This is a genomic window from Sedimenticola selenatireducens, assembly GCF_007625115.1.
Taxonomy (GTDB): Bacteria; Pseudomonadota; Gammaproteobacteria; order Chromatiales; family Chromatiaceae; genus Sedimenticola; species Sedimenticola selenatireducens_A.
Map to the genome: position 1 here is coordinate 55,028 of NZ_VMNH01000027.1, position 22,654 is coordinate 77,681.

Sequence of the window (22,654 nt, forward strand, 5' to 3'; positions counted from 1 at the left end):
TCATAGCAGGATACTATGAAAATAAACTTCAAACTTTACGCCTCCTTGGGGCAGTATCTGCCAGCAAATGCTGAGAATCACCAGATCAAACTGGACGTGGTGGAGGGCGTGACACCGGCCCAGTTACTGCAACAGCAGGGTGTACCGGAGGCAGAGGTCCATCTGGTGCTGATCAATGGTGTGTTTATTCCACCGAGTGAACGGGATACTCCGCTCCTCGAAGGCGATGAATTGGCCGTCTGGCCCGCAGTGGCGGGTGGCTGATATTAGCGAGTATCTGTGGGGTAGTACGGATTGAATCAGCCCATTCCGCCCAGGATGAGTCGTGATATGGGGCTAACCCTGGACGATTTTGTTCGTTCGCTCCCTTCGGCCGTTGAACCGCTGGTTTATCAGGTCGAGGGACGGGTGTTTACGATTACTCATCCGCAGGGATCGGTGGTCATTGAACTGGGTGAGACAGGGGAGCGGCGCATCGCCTCATTGAGTCTGCCGGTTACATCCGTGGATTTTCAGTTCAATGGACTTGATGAAGCGGCTCGGAGACTGTTTATGCAGCGGTTCGATCGCTATTTTCAGCGGGGCGGCGGTTAACTGCCGCAGCAGTCGGACCCTGCCTGTTTAGGTGGGCAGACGACCGATCCGTAGGAGCAGAAGACGCAGCAGTCTCCAGGCAGTGGTCGCAGCAGTTGATGACACCCTTCACATTCGTAATACCACTGACAGGCATCGGTAGGCATCAACTCGGTTTTCTGATGGCCGCATGTCGGACAGGTGAGTCGTGATTCAAGCTGGATAGTGTTTTTTGCCATAACCTCATCTTGCGCCAGAAATCGGCCGATTCAAAGAAATATAACGACAAGGTTGACCCCTGTTCGGCAGACCCGGATAATCCACCCTCGATTCGACACCCGTGGGCGTTGAGTCAAACAGTTATGGTGGCTCGTATCGGTCCCCTCGCAACGAAAAACTGTTAACCCGGTCAGGCCTGGAAGGGAGCAGCCGCAGCAGTGGACTCGTGTGCCGGGGTGTGGCTGGTGCGGGCCGCCTCCATTTTGGGATCACTGTCGGTTTTCAGTGGGTCTCTGATCTATTGTCGCAGAATCGTTTTTCCAGGTGTGAATACCGCCTGCCATTGAGGTACACTTCCTGCTCAGATTAATTCAATCGAGCAGAGATCTTAAGGAATCCATGTCATATCAGGTCTTAGCCCGGAAGTGGCGTCCGCGGATATTCAGTGAACTGGTAGGTCAGGCCCATGTGGTCCGTGCCTTGAGCAATGCCCTGGATAATGACAGGTTGCATCATGCCTATCTGTTTACCGGAACACGGGGTGTAGGCAAGACTACGCTGGCCCGTATCTTTGCGAAATCCCTCAACTGTGAACATGGCGTGGGATCAACACCTTGCGGTCAGTGCAGTATCTGTCGTGAGATCGACGAGGGACGCTTTGTCGATCTGTTGGAAGTTGATGCCGCCTCACGTACCAAGGTTGATCAGACCCGGGAACTGCTTGAAAACGTACCCTATGCACCCGTCAGAGGCCGTTACAAGGTCTATCTGATTGACGAGGTCCACATGTTCTCCGACAGTAGCTTCAATGCCCTGTTGAAGACCCTGGAGGAACCGCCCCCCCATGTAAAATTCCTCCTCGCCACAACCGATCCACAGAAAGTGCCTGTGACTGTGTTATCGCGCTGTCTTCAATTCAATTTGAAACGACTGCCGCTGGATCAGATACAGGATTACCTGCAGGAGTTGCTGAATCGGGAAGGCATTCAGCATGAAGTCCGCGCCCTGACATTGTTAGCCAAGGGGGCTGATGGCAGTATGCGCGATGCCCTGAGTCTGATGGATCAGGCTATTGCCTTTGGTGCTGGCAAGGTGATCGAGAGCGATGTTCAGGCGATGCTGGGTACGCTTGCCCATGATCGCGTCCATGAGCTGCTGGATGCCCTGGCCGAGATGGATGCCCAGCGTGTCGTTACTCTAGTCAGTGACCTCGCAGAAATGGCGCCCGATTTTGCCGGTGTGCTGCAGGATCTGCTCTCCTTGCTCCACCGGATTGCACTGGTGCAGGCCGTACCCGATGCGGTGGATAATAGCCTCGGAGATCAGGAGCAAGTGATAGCACTGGCCGGGAAGTTGTTACCAGAGGATGTGCAGCTCTTTTATCAGATCGGCTTGATTGGCCAGCGGGATCTCTCCCTAGCACCTGACCCTCGGGCGGGTTTTGAAATGGTATTGCTACGGATGTTGGCGTTCAGACCACAGAGTGTGGATGAGGCAAGTGGCGCTTCACATCAGGCCGCGCCTTCAACGCCGGTTAAAAAAAAACAGTCTGAATCAGTTGCGGTAGCACCTGTAAAGCCAGAGACTCGTCCTGTGGCTACAACGACAGCCCACCCGACAACGGTAGCTGATCAACCGAAACCCGCATTAAAACGCCCCATTGATGCCCCGGCAAGTCCGGGTGAACCCGTAGAATTCCGGCATTGGCATCAGGTCGTGGATGCCCTGACGTTGGGGGGTATTGCCAAACAGCTGGCCAATAACTGCGTCTATGATTACTGGGATGGGGTAACACTTAGCCTGAAATTGGATCAGGCGCATCAGCACATGCATGTGGGTAGCACGGAACAACGCCTGCTACAGGCGCTCGAAACGTATATAGGCCGAGAATTGAAGTTGAAGATCGTGCCAGACAGCGTGCAGGTTGCAACCCCTGCCAAGCTGCAAGCACAGGCCACCGCTGACCGACAAAAAGCGGCGGAAGATGCGATACAGGAAGATCCCATGGTATTGGCGCTCAAGGCTCAACTGGGGGCGAGCATAATACCGGGTTCAGTTCGTCCGATTGATGAATAGATAACAATACCCTTTTAAGCAAGAGGAATACCCAAATGAAAGGCGGTTTAGGCAACATCATGAAACAGGCCCAGAAGATGCAGGCTGATCTTCAGAAGGCTCAAGAGCAACTGGCCAAAGAGGAAGTGACAGGCGAGTCGGGTGGTGGACTGGTTAAAGTGACCCTCAATGGTAAGCACGAAGTGCGCCGGGTACAGATTGATGATTCACTCATCGGTGATGACAAAGATATGCTGGAAGATCTTGTCGCTGCCGCCATGAATGATGCGGTTCATAAAGTGGCCGAAAAGACTCAGAATAGTATGAGTGATGTCACCTCCGGAATGGGTCTTCCCCCCGGTTTCAAGCTGCCGTTTTAATTCATGTCAGATCGCCCACTGCTCGAACAATTGATGGATGCCCTGCGCTGTCTGCCCGGAGTAGGTGCCAAGTCGGCACAACGCATGGCGTTTTATCTGCTTGAGCGTGACAGAGAAGGGGGGCGGGTGCTCTCACATGTTCTGGATGAAGCGATGGAGCGCATTGGTCATTGCAGTCGTTGCCGCACACTCAGTGAGGCCGATATCTGTAACTATTGTGCCAGCTCAAAGCGTGATGATAGCCAACTCTGTGTAGTGGAGACACCGGCCGAAGTCGTGGCCATTGAACAGGCAACCGACTATCGCGGGCGCTACTTTGTGTTGGGGGGGCATCTCTCTCCCTTGGATGGTATTGGCCCCCGCGAAATTGGACTGGACTTGTTTGATCAACGCCTCAGGGAAGGCAATATCAGTGAACTGATCCTGGCGACAAATCCCACTGTAGAAGGTGAAGCCACGGCGCATTACATCGGCGAGATGGCGCGAGCCAGGGCTATCCGGGTTACTCGCATTGCACATGGTGTCCCGCTCGGTGGTGAGCTGGAGTATGTCGATGGCGGCACGCTGTCACACGCGTTCACCGGTCGTCGGGATTTTTGAGCTATTATTAATAATTCAGTAAGAATTCAGGTGAATTGAATGGATGAGTGTCTGTTTTGCAAGATGGTAGCCGGTGACATCCCTGCCGATGTGGTCTACCAAGATGATGATGTACTGGCTTTTCGAGACATTAATCCGCAAGCCCCGGTGCATGTGCTGATCATCCCCAAACGTCATATCAGTACATTGAATGACCTGACGCCGGATGATGCCGGACTGATCGGCAAGTTGTCATTGGCCGCTGCTAAGATTGCTCAACAGGAAGGCATTGCCGATGCGGGTTATCGCACGTTGATTAATACCAATCGTGAAGGAGGGCAGGTGGTATTCCATATTCATATGCATCTGATGGGCGGCCGCAGGATGGGTTGGCCACCTGGCTGACCGCGTGACCCTGACTCATCATGGGTAGCATGAACGCTATCAGCAGTGTCTTTTATGATCCGTCGATCTCCCGATCGTTGGTGCCCGTTCAGCCAGCGACACAGAGCGATGACCCTGCTCGTCGTGCCATACCTCCACAGCCACCCCAGGTTGTCATTCCAATCGGTGAACTCCGTAGTACGCTCGAGTCTCGTGCGGGACTCTACGCACAGCAAACCATTGCAGATGAGGGCGTCAGTAGTCGAAACAGGCAGGCTATACGTGCCTACCGCACGCTCGATGAAGCTGAAGAGCGTGAACAAGTGAGTCGTTTGCTTGGCGTTGATGAGTACGCCTGATCAGTCTTTATTTCGCCCGTTCGTTTTTTTCTCTGTTCTGACTCGGCGTCTTTTTTTCGGCGTTTTTTCACGCCATAGACCAAATGCCAGCAGGTAACCTACCGCTAGGACAATCAAGTGCCCAAGGTTGGGATAGGCTTGGTATTCCAGTGTATTAACCTGTGGGAACACGGGTAGGTAGCGCACCTTTACTAGGCCAGGCGCGTGGGGTGTCGTTATGGAAAACGAAGTTCCCAGTACATAGGAAAATCCTTCGACTGGCTCTTTGTCAGGTAAAGTGAATCGATAACTTATGACATGGGTATAACGATCAGGGATGGTTTCATTTCTTTCGCCCAATTGTCTGCGCACATGGGTAACCAATGCATCCGTTGTCTCCCCAAATAATCCCACCATGGGCGTCACAATACCCCAGGCCATTAAGACCAGTCCGAGCAGTGTGAGGAAAATTCTGGGTAAATGTTGTTTCATCTAAAACGCGCTATTTACACAATAATTGGCAGCTTAATTTATAGGTTTATCAGTTAATAACGCGATCAAAAAAAAGCGTTTTGAATTGATGCTTGTCATCCCTTTAGTAATACCTTAATACTAGCATTGAAATTGATGATTGATGTATTCCATTGATCCCATTCAAATCACATGCTTGGCTTAGGAAAACTCGCATTAACCTGTGTACCGGGAGTCTCAGATGTTTCGTTGGTTGAAGTCTCGTCTGGCAGAAGCACTGCTTCTGTCATTGATGCTGTTGTGTGCTACACCGGTTTTGGCCGATGAACTGGGGCAATATCTTCTCGACTCGCTTAAGCGTCATCCAGAACAACCTGTAACAGAGGGCACGATGCTGTTGCTCACCCGTGATCTTGAGTGGTATGGCAAGCACATGGCAGAACTTCCTCTGCAGCTACAGGATGATGTGCAGAATTTGCGTATTCGACTGGTCGGTGAGTCGGCCCAGCAGGCGGCTGAAGCACTGGGTGAGCCGGCGGATGTCTTTCTTGCCAGTGGCTCATGCAAACCCGCCCGCGATATAGACGTGTTGTATGTTGGTGGAAATACCCGTGAGGCACGGGCCCATATAGAACGTGCGATTCATGACAAGACCGCTGCCATACTGGCGGCTGCAGAAGGAGATCAACTGCTGGCCGCAGCCAAAGGAAAGGGGCTGAAGATCCCTTCCAGCCTGACCAGTGATGCGTTGGAAATTGTTACATCTGATCTGCCCAATTTCGCCTATAAGGATCTCAATGACGCAGTTTCCAGCGCACGAGCAGCACTGAAGGCGGGTGACGCCAACGCCATCGACCAGTTTAAACAGGCATTGAGCAAGACCCTGCAACAGAATCTGGAGGCACAGGTGGCCGCCTCGGCGAAGGATATGTATCGCGGTGCTGCGGGCCAGCGTTTCTTTAATATTGACTACCTGGGTGACCCGGAAAAGGTGCGACGCATCGTCTCCGAGTCCGGTGGCTGGGTGCTCAAACCTGGTGGCCCTGAAGCAATTTCAGCGTTGCTGCAGGAACAGGTGATCGCCCTGATGCCCACCAGTAGACGGGCCAAGTTTGCCAAGGTGGCGACCGACTATGCAATGTTTTTTAAACATGGTGAGGAGGGTGGACTCTCCGGTACTGCTAAATATGTGCAGCGCATCTGGGAGGATGTAGACAGTACCGCCTTGTTGATCCATATCGGCGACGATGAAAACAAGGCGTTGTTAGTTGCCAAGGCCATTGCGGAAAAGCCAAACCAGGCCTCCACCATTCTGGCCTTGAATGGTCTTTCGGAATTGGATGTGGAAAACGGCGTGCAACGCGCCATGCATCAGTGGATCGAGAATCAGCTGGTCATTGATGTGGGCTATCTGGTGCAAGAGATGGAGACCGTGAAGCTTGCACAGGCCGCCGGATCGGCCGATGAGCTGGAAGCCTTGTTTCGTAAACAGCTGGTACAGTTTGATCTGAATGATCTCTCGAGTGGCCTGTCTGCTCTGAGTCAGGTGCCGGGGAAGGGGCCGGCCGAGATACTGGGTGTACTGGAGAAGGAGTTCGGTAGCAGTGATGCCGGTCAACTGGCCATCCGTTATATCCGTCAGCAACTGGAGATCTTCGCGGATAACGCCATCGACTCCGTGGGCATGCGCCTGATTCGTGCCCTGGTCAACAGTGGTGAGATCTCACCCGCGGACTATCATGAGCTGCGTTCACGGATGCTGAAGGGACAGGAGTTGCCCGCGGATGCAGCCAAGAAGTTACAGAAGGCACGCAGTGAAGTGCTGTTTCTCGGTTCAGTCAATATGCTTGAGCTCGATCAGAAGCCCGGATCGATTGATCAGCTGATTGAGGACTGGAAACGCAGTCGCAGCAGTGCCCTGATCAGTGTGGCTGATGACGATGTGCGCAAGACGATCACGGAGTTGTCGCAACTCCCCGCAGACGAATTGAAAAAACTTGGCTGGCTGGAGGCTGAACTGCAGTTGCCAATGGAAACCCGGCTTAGGATCAAGCTATTGCCGGATCAGGCGGCGGATATGGCCGAACGGCTTGGTAAGAATCTCTCCAGGCAGGCGCTCACACTGAACCAGTGGCAGCGACAAGCACGTAAATATATCTTCGACCTGACGCCTACCGAGTTTGGCGAAGCGGGTGATCTGGGCGCGATGGATGTGGTCTTCTCTGTGGCCAATGGCCTGTATAAAACCTACTCCATTCTGAACAGCTCACCGCCGATGAAACCGGCCGATGAAAACCTGGCACTGGCCAATGCCTGGGTTACCGCACTGCCTATCGTAGGTGATTTTGCCGACGGCATCCTCAGTGGTATCGAGGCCGGGTTTACCGGCAACAAGGCCAAGGCGCTGGAGTCTGGACTGTTTGTCACCATCGGTGTGATGGGGGTGGTGCCGGGTGGGCAGATTCCCGCCGTGGTGGCCAGCCTGATAGCGGCCTCGGCACCGATTGCCGGCGGTATCTATGATGCCAGTCAGGCTCAGGATCTGATTCAGGCCTGGATCGAATCGGGTAACTGGGAAGGCGGTGGTGATCAACCGATGGTGTTGGTCGGCCTATTTGACCGGGCGCAGGGGCACCATGAGATCAGCTATGAGGAGCTGCTCACTGCAAAAGGCAATGTACCTTATCAATCGGAACGGGCGGACGGGTTGTTGTCAGTACCGACCCTGAATGGCTCCATTCGGGACTATGCGGAAAAGTATGTCTTTCCCCAATACCCGAAAATCAAGCAGCTGCGCGAATCACTGAAGGTGCTGTTTCCGACTTTCAATGACAAGATCTGGGAAGATGAGTTTGATGCCAAACTGCGGATTGATCGTGAAGGCGGCAAGGCGGCGCTGTTCCTGTTCCGGGAGTACTATCAGATACGCACCCAGGCACTCAACCAGACCCTGGCACAATTGAAAGCCTGGGCGGAAGAGGAGCGACGGGTTGCCCATGATTATGAGGGTGAGATTGAAAAGGCCACGCAGGCATTGATCAAGTTACAGGACGAGCTCAACGTCCACTCGCTGGTCCCGCATGCCCGTCGCAGTGCCGAGGCCTATACAAAGATCATCAAGAATACGATGGAGCATGAGACACTGCCGCTGTCCCGTTATCGTATCTACAAACACTATCTGCAAGAGTATCAACAGATTGCCAAGATGGTGCGGCAGGTCAAGGCCAGGCTGGCGATTATCACGGACGGTTATCAACCCTCCCAGTGGTTTTTAACCGGATATCCGGAATTCGATAAACCCCGCATTACGAAACTGGCATCGATGATTGACAACGGTCACAAGTCTGTTGTGGAGAAAGTAACGGCATTGATCAAGTCATTCGGGTTCCGCTCAAAAGGCGGCTATGATCCGAAAAATAGTTGTCATCAGGATGCCTATAACATTCTTGCCCGGATTCGCCATAAGATCTCTTTCCTCGAAAATCTGGAAGATTATTATAAAGAGCTTGCCAGCAATGAATCAGCCTGGGGTGATGCCTACGAATCGGCGCGCAGTCGCTATCTGGAAGTGCGAGACAGCTTTAGCGATAAGCTGCTCTCTAAACCGGAAGCGGAAGCCAAAAGACTGGCGGATGCGGTAATCACCTTTATGGCGGCCATGCCCTATGCATTGGCTGCAGATGAGCGGGATCTCTACAAGAGTACAGCAAGCAGTGTGGGCATCCGTCTGCAAAAGGCGATGAGTGAGTTTGAGATGGCCGGATACCTGACTGGCACGGCAGGTGCTGCACTGGAAAACTGCCTGCTAAAATCGCTCAAGATTGATATCACTCTTAAGCCCTACACCCCCAAGTCGGGTGAGGCAACAGTAGCCACAGCCAGGCTGAGCAGTGCAACACCGCCGACCGAATACACCTGGCGCTGGAAAACAAATGGTCCACTGCAACTTGATTCCCGCTATGGTGAGAAGGTCAGCGTCGTGGTTGATGGGGCTGGCGAACTGATTGTTGAACTGCTCAACAGTAACAACCTGGAGGTTGCCAAGGTGTTGGCTGAAGGCTATGCCAAGATCGTACCCCTCTCCGAAAAAGCTGAACCTGAGGATGATGACAAAAAGAAACAGGAGCAAGAGAAAAAAGAGCGATTAGAGAAGGAGGCCGATAAAAAAGCGCTGGACTCCACAATTGATGCCTCTCTACAGGAGCGTGACTGGAAACGTCTGATCGCTGCCGAGGAGGCGACTCGTAAAGATAAGGAAATGCGCAACAATCGAACGGCCGAGTGGGACAAGCGGATGCAATCTATCCGTAGTGAGCTGGCTCAGTTGCGAGATATCACCAAACAGTGGTTGCTGGCCTGGGAACCCTATATTCGTGAATTGGAGAAGGTGGATAACAAGGTCTATCACGACCTCCGGGATGCCGTCGAAAAGCAACGCTTGGCCTACTATGACCGTTGTTTCACCAGCGGTGCTGAATCCAATCCATCGATCGTCGATGAGTGCACTAAAAAATCATACGTCTATGCGGAGAGTTGCCTGCCAAAGAGCCTGCGGTTAGCCCACTCGGATGAGCAGAAGCGTATCCGTAGAGCCAAAACGGAACTCCCCCAGGAGTTGCACATCATGACCAGCACCGGTTTTCCGGCTTCAAAAACCTGGTTTGAGAAGGTTGATGAGTTGGCGGAAAAACACGGCCTGCCATTTCCCTACCCACAAACAATTGTGCCGCGTATTGAATACACCAGCCAGTGTGCATCGGTTGAAATTGAAAAAGACAAAAAGGAGCCGCTGGAGTTCCTGAAGGTGAAGCTGGCCGGGCCAAGTGCGGTGGTTTCCGTCGGTAAACCGGTCACCCTCTCTGCCGGGGTTACAGGTGGGAAGCCACCGTACCAATACGCCTGGTCAGGTGCCAATGGCTCCGGTGCAACCGCAACCATGACACCTTCATGGGCCGGTGACTGGAGCGTCTCTGTCACGGTGACGGATGCCGAGGGTAACAGTGGAGAGGGCGTGGCGACGGTCCGGGTAGCGCCGAACGCAATCAAACTAAAGGGGCTCAAGGGCAAGGTGTTTTATGGCAGCACCGCACAATTGAGTGCGTTTGATCAGGGCCTGCAGGCGCCCGAGGTTGATCCGTGTGCGACACCGGAGAGTCCTTTTTGTGTGGATACTTCCGTGCATGCCACTATGGCCGCAAGCAGTGCGGCACCGAAAGAGATCCTGAGTGATACCTATGTACCCTCACCGGATGAGGAGGTGGAGGAGCTGCCCCCACCTATGGCCGAATATAAAGTGATCTGGCACTCAGAACCCGGGCTTACCTTTAATCCGCCGGATAGCTTTAATGGCCAGACCACGGTCAGCTATGACCGCATGGGTGAAGTGAAGATCTGGTGTGAGCTGTTGCAGGAGATAGAGGGGAGTTATCAAACCGTCGGTGAGTGTGATCAGGAGACCGTGCAGATTATTCCTCCAACATTCACCGTCACCTTTGACCCGCAGAACGGACAAGCCTATGTGGGCCAACAGGTGTTGGCAACGTTGCATGCCAAACCGTCCGTGCCTGAAAGCCTGATTGACTATCGCTGGTTTGAACCTGCTTCATCCAATCGGCTGGAGATTGGCCCCAACGGCAATCGCATTAGCTTTACGGTCAAGGACACCAACCCCATCAAGCTCAAAGCCCTGGCACGTGTGCCGGTCTATGGTGACGAGATTGGTGAAATCGAATCGAGCTATACCGGCGTCGCCTACAGCGTCAATGCTTGGATGGTGCAATTGCCCAATCAACCGATGACCTGGGATCCAGTCAAGGGCGGATTGAAACCGATACCACGGGGTTCACGTGCCGTGTTTGAACGTATCACCCTGAAGGCGGAACTACAGGGTGGCACAAAACCGGATGTCATACGTTGGCACTGGACGGTCAATGAGGGAACCAGTCTGAGCAATCCCGCATCCCAGTCTCCGACCGTATCCCGCAGTGAACCGGGCGACATCAGCGCAACGGTTATTGCATCGGACAAGGATGGACGGAAACTGGGTGAGGCAGAGGTTTCACTCACGGTAATCAAGCTGACTCCTGCACCCACAGGAAAAGATCCGTCGGGGAACAAGCCGACCGACAGGCCATTACCTGATAAAAAGCCAGATGCAGAAAAACCTGCTGATAAACCAGAGGATAAGCGGCCGGAAGATCAGGCCAAAAAACAATTAGATGAGGCAGCTCAGCAGGCCGCATCCGGCAATATGCCGGCGGCAGAACGTGCCGTGCGGGAAGCCGAGAAGTTTGCACCCAAACTCGCGGCTCCAGTAGCCAGACAGATTGCCAATAAAGCAAAACAGAATGGCTGGGCGGCTACCTATGAAAGGGACTTCGATAAAGGCATACAGGATCTGGAGGTCTCTGTGCGTCTGAATCCTGAGGATAAAGATGCACAGGAAAAACTGGCGCAAGTGAAACGCTTTGCCAAGGCCTGGCCTGCGGTGGAAGCCAAGGCGGCTGAGTTTGACAAGTTGATTGCCGCAGACAAGGTCTGGTCCGCTCACAAGGCGTTATTGCAGATGGAGAAACTGCATGCGGAGATGCCCGGCCAGATAGTCAACCCGCTATCGAGACGTGTCAGTGATGAATTCAATAAGGCACTGCAGGGGTATAACAAGTTTATCGAACAAGTGGATAAAACCAATTCCTGGAGTTTTAAAAAGAAGGATTGGCAGAAGATGTTGGAGAATGCCCGGCAGTCTCAGCAACGAGAGTTATCACCTTCCCACGCTAAAGAGGCAAAAAGCCGCATAGCCTTTGCCGAGAAGATGCTGCGTGAAGAGCAGCAGCAACAACAAAAAGAGCTACCGCTAGCCGGTCTGACTGAAGCTGAAAGATCGGCACCAATGTCCGGTGTCTGGAAAACCACGGAAGGGGTTATGACACTGGTACAACGCGGTGACCAGGTCGAAGGCAGTTACAGTGCTGATGGGGGAAAGATAAAGGGAACCTATCAAGACGGTGTATTTGACGGCTACTGGAGTGAGAAGAGTGCTTCAGTGCGCTGCAAGACTGCACTGGATGGTCGCTATCACTGGGGTCGTCTCCACATGGAGATTAAAGATGGGAAAATGAGTGGGATTTGGAGCTACTGTGATGCCGCACCAACGGACAAATCGAAACCCTGGAGCGGAGCGAAAGATCATGAACTTACCGGAAGTGATAGTGGAGCGGTAGACACTGCCATTGGGATCAGCGGAACCTGGAAATCAACCGAGGGGACGATCACGTTTACCCAGACTGGTGATCAGGTCAGGGGCACCTACCCAGTCGATGGCGGTACCCTGACTGGCACGATAAAATCGGGTGTTCTGGATGGGTACTGGATTGAGAATCACTCTTCCCACAAATGTAAAACTAAAAAAGATGAGCGCTACTATTGGGGGCGTATCCATTGGACGTTCAGTGGGAACAGCTTCAAGGGACAGTGGAGTTATTGCGATGCTGCCTTGAATAAGAGCGCTTCCTGGAGTGGCACAAGGAAGTGATACTTGATTTCATGGATAGGGCAGAATTTAAAAAAGTAGCGGCAATCAGCCTGCGTAGAAGTGAGGTGTAAGGTGTCAAAACAGCAACCGGAACTCTCCTGGGAGATCAACTTCCCACTGATTACCAATACATTGGTGGTTGCCGCTTGGTTAAAAGCCATGGGTGCCACCTATCTGGTGGCCATGCTTATTCTGGGTACGGTATTTATTGGCACCGGTGATACAGCAGATCTGCCGATGCTGGGGGGTATCTTTGCACTGGTGGTGATCGGGGTGGCTGTGGTCGGTCTGCTGATTATGCTGCTGGTGTTTGGGAACCGATTCAAGGCACGCTTTACGCTCTCTGATAAAGGGATACGCTATGAAGGTGTCGACACACGGGCACGGACACTGGCGCGTATCGCAGTGGTGGCAGGTGCTATCGCTGGCAGTCCCCGTACCGCCGGTGCCGGTCTGCTGGCTGTCTCAAATGAGCGAGTGGATCTGGTCTGGTCTGGCGCCTTCGAAGCACGCTATCACCCGAAACAGAGGACCATTGTAATCAGGAACCAGTGGCGGGATCTGCTGCATCTCTACTGTACCGAACAGAACTATGAACAGGTCAAGCAACGGGTGGAACAGATGCTTGCCTCCAAAGGAACGGCAAAACGCTTGACATCAAAACCCTCACCCCTGCCCAGGGCGCTGTTGAACACACTGCTGACAGTATTGGCCACCTTGCCACTCTTTGCCTTAGTGGAGATTGTGGGGCTGGATCTGTTTGTTCCTCTGCTTATCCTGGTTTTTGGCCTGGCAACGGTATGGCTGATACCACTGTTTGGCTGGGTGGTGCTGCCGCTTGAGGGCTATATCCTCTTTCAGCTGGTTATTGCCATGTTTGAAGTCAGTGAACTGAAGCTGATCTCTACTTACCGATTCCGCAAATATGAACTACTTGATGCGGGTGAATGGATTGTCATCACACTCGCTATTGCCGGATTGATCTATCTCGGTGTAACCGCTTGGCGGGCCGTGCATGGTCGGGTTGTTCCCATGCTCATGCAGGAGTGAGCTATCCACTCACCGCAGTTTTAATGTAGGCGTTGCGATTCACCCATCAAATACCTTACTGTTCTCATTTTTCCTCTATTAAGTTCTGGATAAAACTTCTAACCTGAACTACGGTTAGACTGAGTGCTTTCGATAACGTAGGGAGTAGTCGTTATTCTGGTTTGTGCTCACTCTATATCCGCCAACTGCATTGGAAAAAAATAACATGACAAAACATAAGGGGCTCTCTCTGCAGCAGCAGATGATCGACAACCTGGCAAGCTATCCCGATTCAAAATTCACCAAGCAAGAGCGAGCGCAAATAGAACAGTTACTCAGTGTCTATTATCGTCATATACCCGCCTCGGATCTGCAATCAATTGCAATTGTTGATCTGGTAGGAGCCGTTATTGCACATTGGCAGTTACTCAAGATACGACAGCCCGATACACCATCCGTCCGAATCTACAATCCCAATTTTGAAGAGCACGGCTGGCAGAGTCCCCATACCATCATTGAAATTGTGACCACTGATCGAGTGTTCTTGGTCGATTCACTCTCCATGGGGCTGAATCGTGCGGGTCTAACCATACATCTCACCACCCATCCTCTGGTAAGCGTTGAGCGGGACAAACAGGGTGCATTAAAGACAATTAGACCGTCCGGTGACGCCAAAGGAACAGTCGAATCGCTTATTCAGTTTCAGGTGGAAAAGCAGCCTTCTGTTGATGTGCTTCAAGCGTTGGAGAAGATGGTCATTGATGTGATTCGTGATGTGACCTTTGCCAATATCGATTGGTTGACAATGAAGCAACGCGTCAAATCAATCCGTGAGACCATTGATAAAGATAAACTACCCATCGATGCTGAACAGCAGTCTGAGGCCGGTGGATTTCTACAATGGGTGGATGACGATCATTTTACCTTCCTGGCTTATTGTGAGTTTGATGTGGCCAGTGGCAAGGGCAAGCCGACGCTGAAACTGGATCGCTCTTCACAATTGGGTCTATTTCAGGAGTCGTGCCTGAATAATCAGCAGGCCGACTCGGTTATCCCAGTAGCCGGTGAGGCCTATCTGTCGATACCCGATTATCTGATTGTGACCAAATCCAATGCCAAGTCTACCGTACATCGTCCAGCCTACATGGATTTTATCGGTATCAAGCGCTTCAATAAAAAGGGGGAAGTTGATGGCATCTACTGTCTGTTAGGTCTCTTTACTTCCGTGGCCTACAACAGTCCGCCAAAACAGATCCCCCTACTACGCCAGAAGACTCAGGCGGTCATCAAGCGTTCGGGACTTGCGCCGTCCAGTCATTCAGGTAAGGCGTTGGAAAATATCCTGACAACCTATCCACGTGATGCACTGTTCCAGATACCCGTGGATGAGTTGGAAACGATGGCGATGGGCATTTTGGGTCTGCAGGAGCGTCAGCGTACCCGACTGTTTATTTCGCGTGATATTTTTAATCGTTTTTACTCCTGCCTGATCTACCTGCCCAGAGAGCGTTACAACCGCGAATTACGTCTGCGTATTCAAAAGGTCCTGGTGAATGCCTTTGGCGGTACGGAGGTTGAATTCAGTACCTTCTTTACTGAATCAACATTGGCAAGGATTCATCTGATTATTCATTCACCACCTGACAAGGAGATGGATTGCACGATTGAGGATCTGGAAGCTCAGGTTATTGCCGCTACCACCACCTGGCGTGATGAACTGCGTGCGGCACTGAATGAACAGTATGGGGAAGCGCAGGCTTCACAATATTATAAAGCCTATGTAAATGCCTTTCCGAGTGGTTTTCGTGAGGATTTCTATCCGCGTACGGCGGCCGCAGATGTGGCCCGCATTGAGCAGGCGCGGTTGACCGGGGAGTTGGGGCTGAATTTTTACCGGCCAATTCTTGAGTCCTCAGAAAATGTGCATTGCCGACTCTATTCGGCAGAGCATCAAGTGTCGCTTTCAGATGCCATTCCAATCCTTGAAAATATGGGACTTACAGTATTCGGAGAACGTCCTTATCGCATCCGTAATCAGTCGATACCGATCTGGATCCATGATTTCTCTATGCGTTATTCGGGTGGGGCAGAGCGGCTGACAGATGAGAGCAGTCAGCTGTTTCAAGAGGCCTTCCTGAAAATCTGGCAGGGCGAAGTGGACAACGATGGTTTCAACCAGTTGGTACTGGATGCCGGCCTGAAATGGAAAGAGGTGGTCTTACTGCGTGCCTATGGCCGTTATTTTAAACAGATCAAAATCCCATACAGTCGGCCCTACATAATCGAGAGCCTTACCCGCAATGCGGATATCACACGCCTGCTGGTGGATCTGTTTAATCTTAAGTTTAACCCAAATAACAAATCAAAAACTGGCGCGATTGATGCGATTTTGCAGAAGATTGAGTCTTTGCTTGAGGCGGTAGTGAGTCTTGATCAAGACCGTATTTTGCGGACTTATGTCAACATCATACAGGCCACGCTCAGGACAAACTTCTTCCAGCCGGATACGGACGGGAACAGTAAATCCTATGTCTCATTCAAGATTGATCCACGGCAGGTTAACGGTATGCCACTACCGATGCCGATGTTTGAGATCTTTGTCTTCTCCTCACGTATGGAAGGTGTGCATCTGCGAGGTGGAAAAGTCGCCCGCGGTGGTTTGCGCTGGTCGGATCGCATGGAAGATTTCCGTACTGAGGTGTTGGGCCTGATGAAGGCGCAGATGGTTAAGAATACCGTTATTGTGCCTGTCGGATCCAAAGGTGGATTCATTGTTAAGCAGCCCCTGGTTGGACTGGATCGTGAAACCATGATGGCGGAAGTGGTGTACTGCTATAAGACCCTGCTGAAGGGTATGCTGGATATCACGGATAATCTTAAAGAGGGTAATGTTATTGCACCACTCAATGTGGTGCGTTATGACGAAGATGATCCCTATCTTGTTGTGGCTGCCGATAAAGGCACGGCAACTTTCTCGGATATTGCCAACGGCGTGGCCGATGAGTACGGCTACTGGTTGAGTGACGCCTTTGCATCGGGTGGTTCGGTGGGTTATGACCACAAGAAAATGGGCATTACCGCAAAGGGTGCCTGGGAGTCAGTAAAACGCAACTTCCGTGAGTTGGGTATCGACACCCAGACTACAGATTTCCGCGTCGTGGGCATTGGCGATATGGCCGGTGATGTTTTTGGCAATGGCATGTTGCTGTCGCGGCACATCAAGTTAGTCGCGGCCTTTAATCACATGCACATATTCCTGGACCCAGACCCAGACCCCGAGGCGTCCTATATCGAACGTGAGCGCATGTTCGTACTGCCCCGTTCCAGTTGGGAAGACTACAACAAAAAGCTCATCTCCAAAGGGGGCGGGATCTACTCACGGAGCGCAAAATCCATCACCTTGACGGAACAAGTGAAGATGATGGTGGGTACCAAGGCCGACAAGTTGACACCAACCGAACTGATTCACTTGCTACTAAAAGCGCCGGTTGACCTGATCTGGAACGGCGGTATTGGTACCTATGTCAAGTCCGAACTAGAGACACATGAGCAGGTCGGAGATAAGGCCAACGATGCACTGCGGGTTAATGGCAATGAATTGCGCTGCAAAGTCTTTGGTGAGGGCGGTAACCTTGGTGTGACCCAATTGGGTCGAGTGGAATTTTCCAGCAAGGGAGGTTTGATCTATACCGATGCCGTAGACAATTCAGCGGGTGTTGACTGTTCAGACCATGAAGTGAATATCAAGATTCTACTTGGGCAGATAGTTGCCAGCGGTGATATGACTGTAAAACAGCGCAATAGGCTATTGGCCGAGATGACAAACGAAGTGGCCGAACTGGTGTTGGCGGATAACTATGCCCAGACACAGGCGATCAGCATGGTGGTTTCAGAGGCGCCCACCCGTTTGAATGAGCATGCTCGTTTTATCGATTTCCTGGAGAGTGAAGGGCGTCTCAATCGTGAGCTCGAATTTCTACCCAGTAAAAAAGTGATTGCTGAGCGACAGGCGGCCAATAAAGGCCTTACTAAACCTGAAGTGGCTGTATTGCTGGCTTACAGCAAAATGACTTACTTTGATGCGTTGATTCACTCCGATATACCGGATGACAAATTCCTGGAAACAGAGTTAATTGACTACTTCCCCAAGGTGTTGGGTGAGCGCTACAGTAAAGAAATGCTGACCCATCAATTGAAGCGGGAAATTATATCCACGCATTTGACCAACAGTATTGTTGATCACATCGGCCCTGGTTTTGGCTTTCGGGTACGTGAAGAGGTTGGAACCAATATTGCTGGAGTCACCCGAGCCTATCTCTCTGCGAGTAAGATCTTCTCAACCGATGAGTTATGGGATGAGATTGAATCACTGGATAATAAAGTCGCTACGTCTGTCCAATTAGAGATGATGCGTATGATTGCCGGACTCCTGGAACAGAGTGTTATCTGGATCTTGCGCAGTCGTCAGAACACGATCGTTATCCGTGACCTGGTGGACTACTTCCAGTCCAGTGTGAAAGCGCTCTCCGAACATATGCCGAACCCACTGGCTTCTAAAGATAGACTCGCCCTTAATCGTCAGATCAAATACTTGATGGCGGCGGGTGTTCCGAGAGAGTTGGCTCAGCAGGTCAGTCGTATGTTGATGCTTGCATCAGCTATGGATCTGGTTGAAGTCGCTAAACAGCGTCAGAGTGATATTGAGATAGTTGCAGGTGTTTACTTTAATCTCGGTTCCAGCCTGGAATTTCACTGGGTGCGTGATCAGATTGCCAAACTATCTGTTCAGACACACTGGCATACAATGGCGAAAACCCGTCTGATCGATACCCTGAATAAACATCAGCGTGATCTTACCTCTCAACTTATGGTAACAATCAAGAAACAGAAGAATACCAAGAAGATGATTGAGCATTGGGCCGAGGACAATCGCTTTGCCTATGATCGTCATGCGCGCATGATTACCGACCTGAAGGCTCGCAGCTCGGTTGATTTTGCCATGCTTTCGGTGGTGGTGGCAGGTGTTGGCTCGCTGCTGAAGTCCGATGTCTGAATAATCTAGCGGTATGCTGCTCCTCCATCAGGGGGAGCAGGCTCTAAAATTCACAAGCGTTATAGAAATGTGAATATTTCGTGATCCCTGCTGGACCTTCCCCCTGTTAAATACTCCCAAGCCAATAGCTTCTCTCTGTCGATGACGGAGCGCTACTGGTAATGCTGCCTCGGGGCAAATTATATAAATAGGGAGAAAGCCATGTGTAAATTAATCACTGTACTGAAAATCTGTTCCATTGCTGTAATGATGTCCGCGCTATCCGTCGCCAGCGCCGGCAATATGGTCAAGGATGGCTCAGGCAATCCGGTTATGTTTATGGGTATGGAGAAGCCGATGATGGCCGACAAGATGGATAAGAAGATGGATCACAAAATGGACAAGATGGAAAAAAAGGAGATGATGGATGACAAGATGGATAAAAAAATGATGGATAAAAAGAAAATGTAAGCCGGTCTGAGCCGATCGGCTTAGTTCCGCACTAAGTCGATCGGCATCTCATTTCATCAAACAGATCGAATTGCTCGAAGAATAGTCACCCCAGCCCTGGCCATGTATGATAAAACAATGAAAAGAAGATCCTGAGAACCTCACATGACTCATCAAGTGCTGATCATTGAAGATGACCCGGATATCGCCCGGCTTGTGCAGATGCATCTCAATGACATTGATTGTCAGGCCGATATCGTCACCGATGGTAGCCAAGGGCTTGCTACTTTCAAGCGCGGGCACTATGACATGGTAGTGCTGGATCTGATGTTGCCTGGCATGGATGGACTGGCAATCTGTCGTGAAATCCGCAGCGGGGAAGGCTATGTGCCGATCCTCATGCTGACGGCCAAGTCATCTGAACTGGATCGGGTAGTGGGATTGGAGATGGGTGCTGATGACTACCTCACCAAACCCTTCAGCGTGCTTGAACTGCAAGCGCGCATCAAAGCGCTCTTCAGAAGAACCGCCGCACTGTCCCACGCAAAAGAGCACATGCCCGCACAAGAGATCATTCAATACGGTGATATCCGCATTGATGTGACGCGTCATCAAGTTGAAGTCAGAGGCGAGCCGGTTGAATTGACGGCCAGAGAGTTTGATCTGTTGCTCCACTTCGCCAGCAATCCCGGCTCTGTCTATAGCCGGGTACAACTGCTCGACGCTGTCTGGGGTTATAACCACGAAGGTTACGAACATACCGTCAACACCCACATCAATCGCCTGCGTATCAAGATAGAAGCCGATGTCGCTCATCCAAAGTATATCCTCACTGTTTGGGGCGTTGGCTATAAGTTCGCAGAAAAATGTTAAGAACACTCTACGCAAAACTGGCGGCAGGGCTGGTGGTGCTGTTTGTTACCATCGGACTGCTCTATGCCCTGATCAGTACCTCGGCCACCCGCTATTATCTGCAAGAGGTCAATCAAGCCTTTAATAAAGAGTTGGCCAGAAATCTGGTGGCAGATAGAAATCTGGTAGCGGAGGGGCGACTCAACCAAGAGGCCCTGAAAGAGACCTTTCACCAGTACATGGTCATCAACCCCAGTATCGAGATTTACCTGCTCGATCTACAGGGGAAAATACTGGCTTACTCTGCAGATCCGGGCAAGGTAAAGCGCAACCATGTCTCACTCGAACCACTCATGACGTTTCTGGGTGGTGCTGAAAGCTATCCCTTGCTGGGCGATGATCCGCGCAGTCACGATGGACAGAAGGCCTTCTCCGTTACGCCAGTGCCAACTACGGATCATCCCGAAGGTTATCTCTATGTGGTATTACGGGGTGAGGAGTTTGATAGCGTCGATAAAGTCGTGCGTGAAAGTTACTTCATGCGACTGAGTGGTTGGGCGGTGGTGGCCAGTCTCGGGCTTGGCTTGCTGGCAGGGCTGATAGTACTGCGGTTACTGACCCGTCGTTTACATCGGTTGTCAAATTTAATCGCCACCTTTCACCAGAGTAACTTCACCTCTCACCAACCCTATCTTCTGGAACATTCTAAATCGAGTGATGAAGTGGATCAGCTCGGCGCTACCTTTGATCAGATGGCCGAGCATATAAAGGGGCAGTTGGATCAATTGAAAGAGCAGGACAGCCTGCGCCGAAAACTCGTAGCGCAAGTATCGCATGATCTCCGAACACCACTGGCCTCCATGATGGGCTATCTTGAATCACTTGAACTGAAGGGTGAAGAGATGGGTGAACCAGAGCGCAAGGAGTACACAGGTATAGCCTTGCGTCAGGCGAAGCGGCTGTCGAAGCAGGTATCAGAACTGTTTGAACTGGCCAGCCTTGATGCGCGAGAGACCCAACCCAACTGTGAACCTTTCCCGCCCGCTGAATTGGTTCAGGATGTGGTGCAGAAATACCAACTGCGTGCCAACCAGCAGCAGATACAACTGAGCATGACACCACCACCTGCACTGCCTTTTGTCTTTGCTGATATCGGGTTGACCGAACGGGTACTGGAAAACCTGATCGAAAATGCCTTCACCCATACACCGACAAACGGCCGCATCATATTGAGTATTGATGACTCAGACAGCGGAGTTGTAATTCGCGTCACCGACACCGGTTGTGGGATTAAGGCGGAAGATATCCCCCATATCTTCGACCCCTTCTTCCAGTCGGGAGGCAAGAGCAGCGCGGGTGACCATGCCGGTCTAGGATTGGCCATTGCCAAACGCATCATGACCCTGCAGCAGGGTGATATTCAGGTTACATCCGCCCTCGGTAGCGGGACCCGGTTCACGATCATTTTGCCGCTGGCTGAGACTTATATCCCTTCTGATTGAGCCTGCCTCCTGTATGAGTCAAGAAAATGGTTCATCTGCTTTAAATTCCCTGGTAACCTGTTGAGATCTTAGGGAATATCTGCTTGTCAGGGATGCTGAAAAACTCCATTTCATTGTCATCCTTCCAAGCTTGGTTTCTGATTAATGGGAAATAGAGTGCGTAGAACAAACCGCAGTAGTATTCAATATATTCTACGGCCGTATATTGTCGTGAATGTGTGGGCTGTATAATCGGCGTTAGGCTTCCGAAGAGGTAGAAATGCGAAAGTATTTAGTATTACTCATATTGGGGTTCTTCTGCTTAGAAGGTAACGCTGCCCTTGTAGGTGAATGCGAAGGTACACCTATAGACGCAGTGAAAGAACTACCCAACCCGCTAAGTGAGTGGGGCGTGATAGCTTGTACACCTTACGGACATATTATTAGCAATAAGGAAGGATGGATTTGGTCAAACCCAGGTGGGTACAGTCCGGTTATGATCCCATCGCAAATGGTTCGGTCAAATCCCGAAGCTCTTGGTAATAAATCCTATTTTAAGGAAATATCGCTAAAAGAATTAAGGGGAGAGGCTGCTGCATCAGCAATCGAAGTATTTAGAACAGGTTTTGATAAATCGCCAGAAGAGCCTCGCGTTTATAGCGTCAAAGTTGTGTCTGTCTCTGGTAAAGAGCTCGGTTTTCAATTTTTTGAGTTCGGAGACCATCATTGGGGAATGTGGTGCAACAAAAAATGTAATCCAGACTCCAGGTTTATGATACTTAACATGGACAAAAAGCCTAACAAGTAGCTGTTGGCGCTCACCAACCATAACCAGCAACCATAACAACATAACCAGGACACCCATCAACAACATAACCAGGACACCCATCGATTTAAATTACGACATAGACATAACCAGGACACCCAACAATTAGAAATAAACAAAAAAACAAGACACCCAACAATTAGAAATAAAAAAGTCAAAACCAAGAGAAATTCTTAACATGCAGTCAAGATGGCCCGACTACGGTCATCTGCACTGATTTATCACGACGCCAGCGATATATGCGTTTTTTCATGGTAAAAGGCCATAGAACAACCTGAGATAGGCATTCAAGGACCTTAAGCGAAAGGCGAGAGATGATGTGTGGGCTGTACCGCTAAGTTGTCAGTAACTGCCGACAAGCACTGATACCATGTGCCCAGCGTTGTCCCAGTTTTTCGCAGGCCGCATAGATCTGATCCACGCGGCCCACCAGAGAACTAAATCGATTCTC

General features: G+C 51.2%; 16 protein-coding genes and 1 other RNA gene. 15 read left to right on the forward strand and 2 right to left on the reverse strand.

Annotated elements, in window-relative coordinates; all coding sequences use genetic code 11:
• The first annotated feature begins 15 nt into the window (after positions 1-15).
• Together thiS and FHP88_RS17270 are read left to right on the forward strand one after the other, a co-directional pair.
• Entirely contained in the window at positions 16-264 is a 249-nt protein-coding gene (thiS, locus tag FHP88_RS17265) for a sulfur carrier protein ThiS (protein ID WP_144360351.1), read from the forward strand.
• Between the two features lie 30 nt (positions 265-294).
• A complete protein-coding gene (locus FHP88_RS17270) occupies positions 295-594 on the forward strand; it encodes a hypothetical protein (RefSeq protein ID WP_144360352.1) in 300 nt (99 codons plus the stop codon).
• Here FHP88_RS17270 and FHP88_RS17275 read toward each other — a convergent pair.
• Positions 591-812: a GDCCVxC domain-containing (seleno)protein gene (locus tag FHP88_RS17275; protein ID WP_144360353.1), complete on the reverse strand. Its 222-nt coding sequence runs from the start codon at positions 810-812 to the stop codon at positions 591-593. The two genes, FHP88_RS17270 and FHP88_RS17275, sit on opposite strands and share 4 nt — an antisense overlap.
• A gap of 134 nt (positions 813-946) precedes the next feature.
• Here FHP88_RS17275 and ffs point away from each other — a divergent pair.
• The 6 genes from ffs to FHP88_RS17305 all read left to right on the forward strand — a co-directional run bounded on the left by ffs (position 947) and on the right by FHP88_RS17305 (position 4,549).
• Positions 947-1,043, forward strand: an RNA gene (ffs, locus tag FHP88_RS17280) — signal recognition particle sRNA small type.
• A gap of 148 nt (positions 1,044-1,191) precedes the next feature.
• Positions 1,192-2,868, forward strand: coding sequence for a DNA polymerase III subunit gamma/tau (gene dnaX / locus FHP88_RS17285; protein WP_144360354.1), 1,677 nt, complete (start codon positions 1,192-1,194; stop codon positions 2,866-2,868).
• A 35-nt stretch (positions 2,869-2,903) separates the two neighbouring features.
• On the forward strand, positions 2,904-3,227 hold the full coding sequence (locus tag FHP88_RS17290; RefSeq protein WP_144360355.1) for a YbaB/EbfC family nucleoid-associated protein: 324 nt from the start codon (positions 2,904-2,906) through the stop codon (positions 3,225-3,227).
• 3 nt (positions 3,228-3,230) lie between these two features.
• Positions 3,231-3,827, forward strand: coding sequence for a recombination mediator RecR (gene recR / locus FHP88_RS17295; RefSeq protein ID WP_144360356.1), 597 nt, complete (start codon positions 3,231-3,233; stop codon positions 3,825-3,827).
• Positions 3,828-3,866: 39 nt separating this feature from the next.
• A complete protein-coding gene (locus tag FHP88_RS17300) occupies positions 3,867-4,211 on the forward strand; it encodes a histidine triad nucleotide-binding protein (RefSeq protein ID WP_144360357.1) in 345 nt (114 codons plus the stop codon).
• 20 nt (positions 4,212-4,231) lie between these two features.
• Positions 4,232-4,549 (forward strand): hypothetical protein, encoded by a 318-nt coding sequence (locus tag FHP88_RS17305; protein ID WP_144360358.1) that lies wholly within the window; start codon positions 4,232-4,234, stop codon positions 4,547-4,549.
• Here the strand turns inward: FHP88_RS17305 and FHP88_RS17310 are convergent, their stop codons facing one another.
• Positions 4,550-5,020 carry a hypothetical protein gene (locus tag FHP88_RS17310; RefSeq protein WP_144360359.1) on the reverse strand — a complete coding sequence of 157 codons (471 nt, stop codon included), beginning with the start codon at positions 5,018-5,020 and terminating at the stop codon, positions 4,550-4,552.
• A gap of 220 nt (positions 5,021-5,240) precedes the next feature.
• Between FHP88_RS17310 and FHP88_RS17315 the strand changes: the two genes are divergently transcribed.
• From FHP88_RS17315 to FHP88_RS17345, 7 genes are all read left to right on the forward strand, one after another.
• Complete coding sequence (locus FHP88_RS17315; protein ID WP_144360360.1) at positions 5,241-12,533, forward strand: PKD domain-containing protein; 7,293 nt, start codon at positions 5,241-5,243, stop codon at positions 12,531-12,533.
• A gap of 72 nt (positions 12,534-12,605) precedes the next feature.
• Complete coding sequence (locus tag FHP88_RS17320) at positions 12,606-13,583, forward strand: hypothetical protein (RefSeq protein ID WP_144360361.1); 978 nt, start codon at positions 12,606-12,608, stop codon at positions 13,581-13,583.
• Between the two features lie 205 nt (positions 13,584-13,788).
• Positions 13,789-18,615, forward strand: coding sequence for an NAD-glutamate dehydrogenase (locus FHP88_RS17325; RefSeq protein ID WP_144360362.1), 4,827 nt, complete (start codon positions 13,789-13,791; stop codon positions 18,613-18,615).
• A gap of 201 nt (positions 18,616-18,816) precedes the next feature.
• Complete coding sequence (locus FHP88_RS17330) at positions 18,817-19,065, forward strand: hypothetical protein (RefSeq protein ID WP_144360363.1); 249 nt, start codon at positions 18,817-18,819, stop codon at positions 19,063-19,065.
• A 144-nt stretch (positions 19,066-19,209) separates the two neighbouring features.
• Positions 19,210-19,917 carry a response regulator transcription factor gene (locus FHP88_RS17335; RefSeq protein ID WP_144360364.1) on the forward strand — a complete coding sequence of 236 codons (708 nt, stop codon included), beginning with the start codon at positions 19,210-19,212 and terminating at the stop codon, positions 19,915-19,917.
• Positions 19,911-21,398, forward strand: coding sequence for an ATP-binding protein (locus FHP88_RS17340; protein ID WP_144360365.1), 1,488 nt, complete (start codon positions 19,911-19,913; stop codon positions 21,396-21,398). Before FHP88_RS17335 ends, FHP88_RS17340 begins: the two co-directional genes overlap by 7 nt.
• Positions 21,399-21,657: 259 nt before the next feature.
• Positions 21,658-22,185 carry a hypothetical protein gene (locus FHP88_RS17345; RefSeq protein ID WP_260843354.1) on the forward strand — a complete coding sequence of 176 codons (528 nt, stop codon included), beginning with the start codon at positions 21,658-21,660 and terminating at the stop codon, positions 22,183-22,185.
• The last annotated feature ends 469 nt before the right edge of the window (positions 22,186-22,654 follow it).